General features: G+C 71.3%; 2 protein-coding genes. One reads left to right on the forward strand and one right to left on the reverse strand.

Going from position 1 to position 6,923, the window contains the following annotated elements:
- The first annotated feature begins 248 nt into the window (after positions 1-248).
- Positions 249-3,251 carry an FxSxx-COOH system tetratricopeptide repeat protein gene (fxsT, locus tag CCN44_RS22890; RefSeq protein WP_059252565.1) on the forward strand — a complete coding sequence of 1,001 codons (3,003 nt, stop codon included), beginning with the start codon at positions 249-251 and terminating at the stop codon, positions 3,249-3,251.
- Positions 3,252-3,391: 140 nt separating this feature from the next.
- Here fxsT and CCN44_RS22895 read toward each other — a convergent pair.
- Positions 3,392-6,923: multifunctional oxoglutarate decarboxylase/oxoglutarate dehydrogenase thiamine pyrophosphate-binding subunit/dihydrolipoyllysine-residue succinyltransferase subunit (locus tag CCN44_RS22895; RefSeq protein WP_086699059.1), on the reverse strand; the 3,532-nt coding region annotated here is incomplete at its 5' end.

Genomic DNA, 6,923 nt, shown 5'->3' on the forward strand with positions numbered 1-6,923 from the left:
CGGCGGCGCGCCGCCGAGCGGTTCGAGGTGTGCCGGGAGCAGGTCGCCGAGGCCTTGTCCGTGCTGGCCGAGTCCGATGAACTGACCCCCTGCGGAAGGGAGTTCGTCCGGCGCATGGGCAGCCACCACGCACACCTCGGGACGGCCGCCCACCCGCCGGGATGACCCTCCGTAGAGGCGGTATTGCGTTACGTTATGCCTGCGGGCGCCCACGAGAGAAGGCGACCGCGGCGGAACAGGGAGCGGCGATGGCGGAACAGCGGCGGCCGGGCGCGAACGGTGCGGCGGCACCCGAGCACGTGCTCGTGGTCTTCCCGGGGTACTACCGCTCGTGGGCGGCGTGGATCGCGCAGTGCCTGGAGCGGCACGGCCACCGGGCCACCCTGCAACGCTGGGACCCGCCCCGCGAGGTCGCGCTGGAGGACTCGCTCGGCGACCTGCTGCTGGCCAGCGGACAGGTGCTGCTGGTCCTCAACGACTGGTTCTTCGAACTGGGACCGCGCCCGCCGGGGGAGTGGAACGACGCGCTGCGCGGCTTCGTCGCCGCCCACGCCGACCGGTTCGCCGCGGTCAACCTCACCAACCGGCCGCTGCTGCCCGCCACCGCCGTCCTGGAACCGGCCAGCCTGTGGGCGCTGAGCGAGGAGGCCGCCGAGGAACGCCTGCTGCGCCGGCTCGGCCTGGAGCCGCTCGCCCGCCCCCGCGCGCTGCCCGGCCGGATCCGCTACCCGGACGAGCGCTGCGAGATCTGGGGCGAGGTGCCGCGCCGCAACCCGCGCTTCACCGGCCGCGACGACCTGCTCGGCGAACTCCACCAGCGGCTCGCGGACGCCGAGCGCGGCGCCGCCGCCTGCACCCTCGTCGGCATGTCCGGCATCGGCAAGACCCAGCTGGCCGCCGAGTACGCGCACCGCTTCAGCACCGACTACGACCTGGTGTGGTGGGTCAACAGCGACGACCGCACCATCCAGCGCGACCGCCTCGGCGAACTCGCCGTCGAACTCGGCCTGCGCATCGGCAGCGAGCCCGGCGAACGCATCCGCGCGGTCCGCGGCGCGCTGCGACGCGGCGAGCCGTACGCGAACTGGCTGCTGGTCTTCGACGGCTGGGACGACATCGAGGCCGTCTCCTCACTGCTGCCGCAGGGCACCGGGCACGTACTGATCACCTCCCGCAACCGGGGCTGGAGCGAGCACACCGACGTGCTGGAGATCCCCGCGTTCCTGCGCCCCGAGTCCACCGCCTACCTGATGCGCCGCGCCCCGCACATCACCGCGCGCGAGGCCGACGAGGTGGCCGCCGAGTTCGGCGACGTGCCGCTGCCGCTGGTGCAGGCCGCGTCCTGGCTCGGCGAGTCCCGCATGGAGGCCGCCGAGTACCTGCGGATGGTGCGCGAGCGCCGGCTGTCCACGGTCGACGAGCCCGTCACCGGCGAGGGCTTCCCGCAGTCCTCCCTGACCTCCTGGGCCATACTGCTCAACCGGCTGCGCCGCTCCCAGCCGCAGGCCATCGAGGTGCTCGGGCTGTGCACCTCCTTCGCCCCCGGCCGCATCCCGCTCGGTCTGATCCGCGCCTACCCGCGCGCCGAGCTGCCCGAGGAACTGCGCTGGATGTCCACCGACCTGCCCGCCTGGACCCGGGCCCTGGACACCCTGGTCAACTACTCGGTGCTCACCCGGGAGACCCGCGGCCCGCTCGTCGCCGAGATGGGCCCGCACCAGGAGTCGGTGCACATGCACCGGCTCGTCCACGACATCGTCTCCAAGCTGACCAGCGACGGCAGCCACGAACTGCACCGGCGCGCGGTGCGCACCCTGCTCGCCGAGGCCGACCCCGGCAACCCCGCCGACAGCCGCAACTGGCCGCGCTACGCCGAACTGCTGCCCCACCTCGAACCGTCCGGCGCGCTGGAGAGCCGGCAGCCACGGGTGCAGGAGCTGGTCCTGAACTGCCTGCGGTACTGCACCCGCAGCGGCGAGTACAGCGGCGGCCTGGAACTGGCCCAGCAGGTGCGCGAGCACTGGTCGCGGTTCATGGACCCGATCGACCAGCCGATGCTCGACCTGGCCACCCAGGAGGGCAACATGCTGCGCAACAGCGGCCGGTTCCGCGAGCTGTACGAGCTGCACCGGGGCGTGCTGGCGCAGCTGCGGGCCGCGCCCCGGCGCAACGAGATCGGCGAGCTGGTCAGCAAGAGCGCCATCGCCTCCGGCCTGCGCTCCCTGGGCCGCTACCAGGAGGCGTACGACCTCCAGTGCGAGGTCCTCGACGGCAACGAGCGGCTCCTCGGCCCGGACGAGCCGCCCACCCTGGTCGCCCGGCACAACCTGGGTGTCACCCTGCGCATGCTGGGCCGGTACGCCGAGGCACTGGAGCTCGACCTGGAGACCCTGGCCCGGCGCGAGACCGTGCTGCGCGCCCGGCACATCAACACCCTGCACTCCGGCAACGCGGTCACCCACAGCCTCCGCCTGCTCGGCCGCTACCGGGAGGCGCTGGCCCGCCAGGAACCCGTCGTACGGCTCCATGTGCAGGTCCTCGGGCCGCAGCATCCGCAGACCCTCGAAGCCCGCTCCCAGCTGGCGATGTGCCGGCGCCGCGAGGGCGGGCACGCCCCGGACGTCGGGCCCGGCATGGCCAGCCTGCTGGAGCAGCTGATCCAGCTGCACGGCCGCGAGCACTACCGCACCCTGGCGTTCCTCACCAACTACGGCAACTACCTGCGCGAACACGGTGACCTCAGCCAGGCCCGCCGGCTCATCGACGAGGCGGAGGCCGGCTACCGCTCCCTGCTCGGCCCCGCGCACCCCGTGGCCACCGGCATGCTGTCCAACACCGGGCTGGTGATGCAGGCCGCGGGGGAGCGGGGCGAGGCCCTGTCGATGTTCGAGTCCGCGCTCGCCGGACTCGGCGCGACCCTCGGCCCGGACCACCCCTGGGTCCTGGGCTGCGCCCTCAACGCGGCCGGCGCGCGCAACTTCAACGGCCGCATCGAGGACGCGGAGGAACTGAGCCGGGACACCCTGCGCCGCGCCCGCCACGCACTGGGCCACGAGCACCCGCTCACCCTGTCCTGCCAGGTGGCCCTGGCCGCGGACCTGCGCGCCGCCCATGAACAGGAGGAGGCGGGCAAGCTGGAGGAGGACGCCCTGCTGGCCCTGACCCGCACGCTCGGCGCCCAGCACCCGCACACCCTCTCGGCCCGCCAACGGGTGCGCCCGTACTGGGACTTCGAGGCGTACCTGGGCTGAAGCGCCCCGAAAGGGGCGCGGGGAACTGCGCGACCAGGCACAACGCACCCGCAGCCGCGTACGGTCGCACACACCCCCGAGCAGGCGAAAGGGCCCGGTACCGAGCAAGAACTCGGTACCGGGCCCTCCCGCGAGACGGCTCAGGCGTCGAAGACCTCTCGCACCAGCTGCTCCTGCTCCGCCTGGTGCCGCTTCGCGGAACCCACGGCCGGGGACGAGCTGTGCGGACGCGAGATGCGCCGCAGCCGCTCGCCGGCCGGGATGTCCGCGCCGACCGCCAGGTCCAGGTGGTCGATCAGGTTCAGCGCGATGAACGGCCAGGCACCCTGGTTCGCCGGCTCCTCCTGCGCCCACAGGTACTTCTCGGCGTTCGGGTACTTGTTGACCTCCGCCTGAAGCTCGGCACCCGGCAGCGGGTACAGCCGCTCGATGCGGATGATCGCCGTGTCCGTGACCCCGCGCTTGGCCCGCTCGGCCTCCAGGTCGTAGTAGACCTTGCCGGCGCAGAACACGACCTTGCGGACCGCGGCCGGGTCGACCGTGCTGTCGCCGATGACCGGGCGGAACTGCCCGCTCGTGAACTCCTCCGCCTTCGAGGCCGCGGCCTTCAGACGCAGCATCGACTTCGGGGTGAAGACGACCAGCGGCTTGTGGTGCGGGTTGTGCACCTGCCACCGCAGGAGATGGAAGTAGTTCGACGGCGACGTCGGCATCGCGACCGTCATGTTGTTCTGCGCGCACAGCTGGAGGAACCGCTCGGGACGCGCGGACGAGTGGTCCGGGCCCTGGCCCTCGTAGCCGTGCGGCAGCAGCAGGACGACGCCGGAGGTCTGGTTCCACTTCTGCTCGGCCGACGAGATGAACTCGTCCACGACCGTCTGCGCGCCGTTGACGAAGTCACCGAACTGCGCTTCCCACATCACGAGCGCGTCGGGGCGGGCCAGCGAGTAGCCGTACTCGAAGCCCATCGCCGCGTACTCGGAGAGCAGCGAGTTGTAGACGTTCAGCCGGGCCTGGTCCTCGGAGAGGTACTGCAGCGGGGTGTACTCCTCGCCGGTCTCCCGGTCGATCAGCACCGCGTGGCGCTGGCCGAAGGTGCCGCGCTGGGAGTCCTGGCCCGCGAGCCGGACCGGGGTGCCCTCCAGCAGCAGGGAGCCGATGGCCAGGGTCTCGCCCATGCCCCAGTCGATCGTGCCGTCCTCGACCATCGCCGCCCGGCGCTGCAGCTGCGGCTGGAGACGCGGGTGGACGGTGATGTGGTCGGGGATGTTGACCTGGGACTCGGCGATCCGCTTGACGACCTCCGTGGAGACCGCGGTCGGGACCGCGACCGGGAAACCGTCCTGGGGCGCCTGGACGTCCCCGGCGGCCGGCTGGGACGTAGCCTCGCGGACCTCGGTGAAGACCTTCTCCAGCTGGCCCTGGTAGTCCTGGAGGGCCTGCTCGGCCTCTTCCAGGGTGATGTCGCCGCGACCGATCAGGGACTCGGTGTAGAGCTTGCGCACCGAGCGCTTCTTGTCGATCAGGTCGTACATCAGCGGCTGGGTGAAGGCCGGGTTGTCCGACTCGTTGTGACCGCGGCGGCGGTAGCAGATGAGGTCGATCACCACGTCCTTGTTGAACGCCTGGCGGAACTCGAAGGCCAGCCGGGCGACGCGCACGACGGCCTCGGGGTCGTCGCCGTTCACGTGGAAGATCGGGGCCTCGATCATGCGGGCCACGTCCGTCGCGTACATGGAGGAACGCGAGGACTCGGGGGCCGCGGTGAAGCCGACCTGGTTGTTGATGACGATGTGGACCGTGCCGCCGGTGCGGTAGCCGCGCAGCTGCGACATGTTCAGGGTCTCGGCCACCACGCCCTGGCCCGCGAAGGCCGCGTCGCCGTGGATCGCCACCGGCAGCACCGTGAAGTCCGTGCCGCCCTTGTTGATGATGTCCTGCTTGGCGCGGGCGACGCCCTCCAGGACCGGGTCGACGGCCTCCAGGTGGGAGGGGTTCGCGACCAGGGAGACCTTGATCTGCTCGCCGTCCAGGCCGGTGAAGGTGCCCTCGGCGCCCAGGTGGTACTTCACGTCGCCGGAGCCGTGCATCGACTTCGGGTCGAGGTTGCCCTCGAACTCGCGGAAGATCTGCGCGTACGACTTGCCGACGATGTTGGCCAGCACGTTCAGGCGGCCGCGGTGGGCCATGCCGATGACGACCTCGTCCAGGCGGGACTCGGCCGCGGAGTCGATGACCGCGTCGAGCAGCGGGATGACGGACTCGCCGCCCTCCAGCGAGAAGCGCTTCTGGCCGACGTACTTCGTCTGCAGGAAGGTCTCGAAGGCCTCCGCGGCGTTCAGCCGGCGCAGGATGCGCAGCTGCTCCTCGCGCTCCATCTTGGAGTGCGGGCGCTCCACCCGGTCCTGGATCCACTTGCGCTGCTTGGGGTCCTGGATGTGCATGAACTCGATGCCGGTGGTGCGGCAGTACGAGTCGCGGAGCACGCCGAGGATGTCGCGCAGCTTCATCATCGACTTGCCGGCGAAGCCGCCGACGGCGAACTCGCGCTCCAGGTCCCACAGGGTGAGGCCGTGCTCGACGATGTCCAGGTCGGGGTGCTTGCGCTGCTTGTACTCCAGCGGGTCGGTGTCGGCCATGACGTGGCCGCGGACCCGGTAGGAGTGGATCAGCTCGAAGACCCGGGCGGCCTTGGTGACGTCGTCGTCGTGCGAGGCGTCGATGTCCCGCAGCCAGCGGACCGGCTCGTAGGGGATCCGCAGCGCCTCGAAGATGTCGTCGTAGAAGCCGTTCTCGCCGAGCAGCAGGTTCGCGACGGTGCGCAGGAACTCGCCGGAGGCGGCGCCCTGGATGACCCGGTGGTCGTAGGTCGACGTGAGCGTCATGACCTTGGAGACGCCGAGCTTGTTCAGGGTGTCCTGGCTGGTGCCCTGGAACTCCGCCGGGTAGTCCATGGAGCCGACGCCCATGATCACGGACTGGCCGGGCATCAGCCGCGGCACGGAGTGGACGGTGCCGAGGCCGCCGGGGTTGGTCAGGGAGACCGTGACACCGGTGAAGTCGTCCATCGTCAGCTTGCCGTCACGGGCGCGGCGGACGATGTCCTCGTAGGCCTGCCAGAACTCGAAGAAGTTCAGCGTCTCGGCCTTCTTGATGGCGGCCACGACGAGCTGGCGGTCACCGTTCGGCTTGACCAGGTCGATGGCCAGGCCGAGGTTGACGTGGGCCGGCTTGATCAGGGTCGGCTTGCCGTCCTTGACGCCGTACGACCAGTTCATCGACGGCATGGCCTTGATGGCCTGCACCATCGCGTACCCGATGATGTGCGTGAAGGAGATCTTCCCGCCGCGGGCGCGCTTGAGGTGGTTGTTGATGACGATCCGGTTGTCGAACAGCAGCTTCACCGGGACGGCGCGGACCGAGGTGGCGGTCGGCATCTCCAGCGAGGCGTCCATGTTCTTGGCGACCGCGGCGGACGGACCACGCAGGGTGATCAGCTCGGGGCCCTCGGGGGCCTCCTTCGCCGGGGCGGGCTTCGCCTTCGGCTGAGCGGGCGCCTGTGCGGGCTGCGCCGGCTTGGCCGGGGCGGGGGCCGGAGCCTTGGCCGCGGGGGCCGGAGCCGCGGCGGGCTTCGGCGCCGCGGGGGCGGCCGGGGCGGCGGCCTGGGGGGCC

This window comes from Streptomyces tricolor (assembly GCF_002155905.1).
GTDB lineage: Bacteria > Actinomycetota > Actinomycetes > Streptomycetales > Streptomycetaceae > Streptomyces > Streptomyces tricolor.

Excerpts from the sequence above, each read along its gene's own strand:
- fxsT (WP_059252565.1), top strand. The coding sequence starts at position 249 with ATGGCGGAACAGCGGCGGCCGGGCGCGAACGGTGCGGCGGCACCCGAG.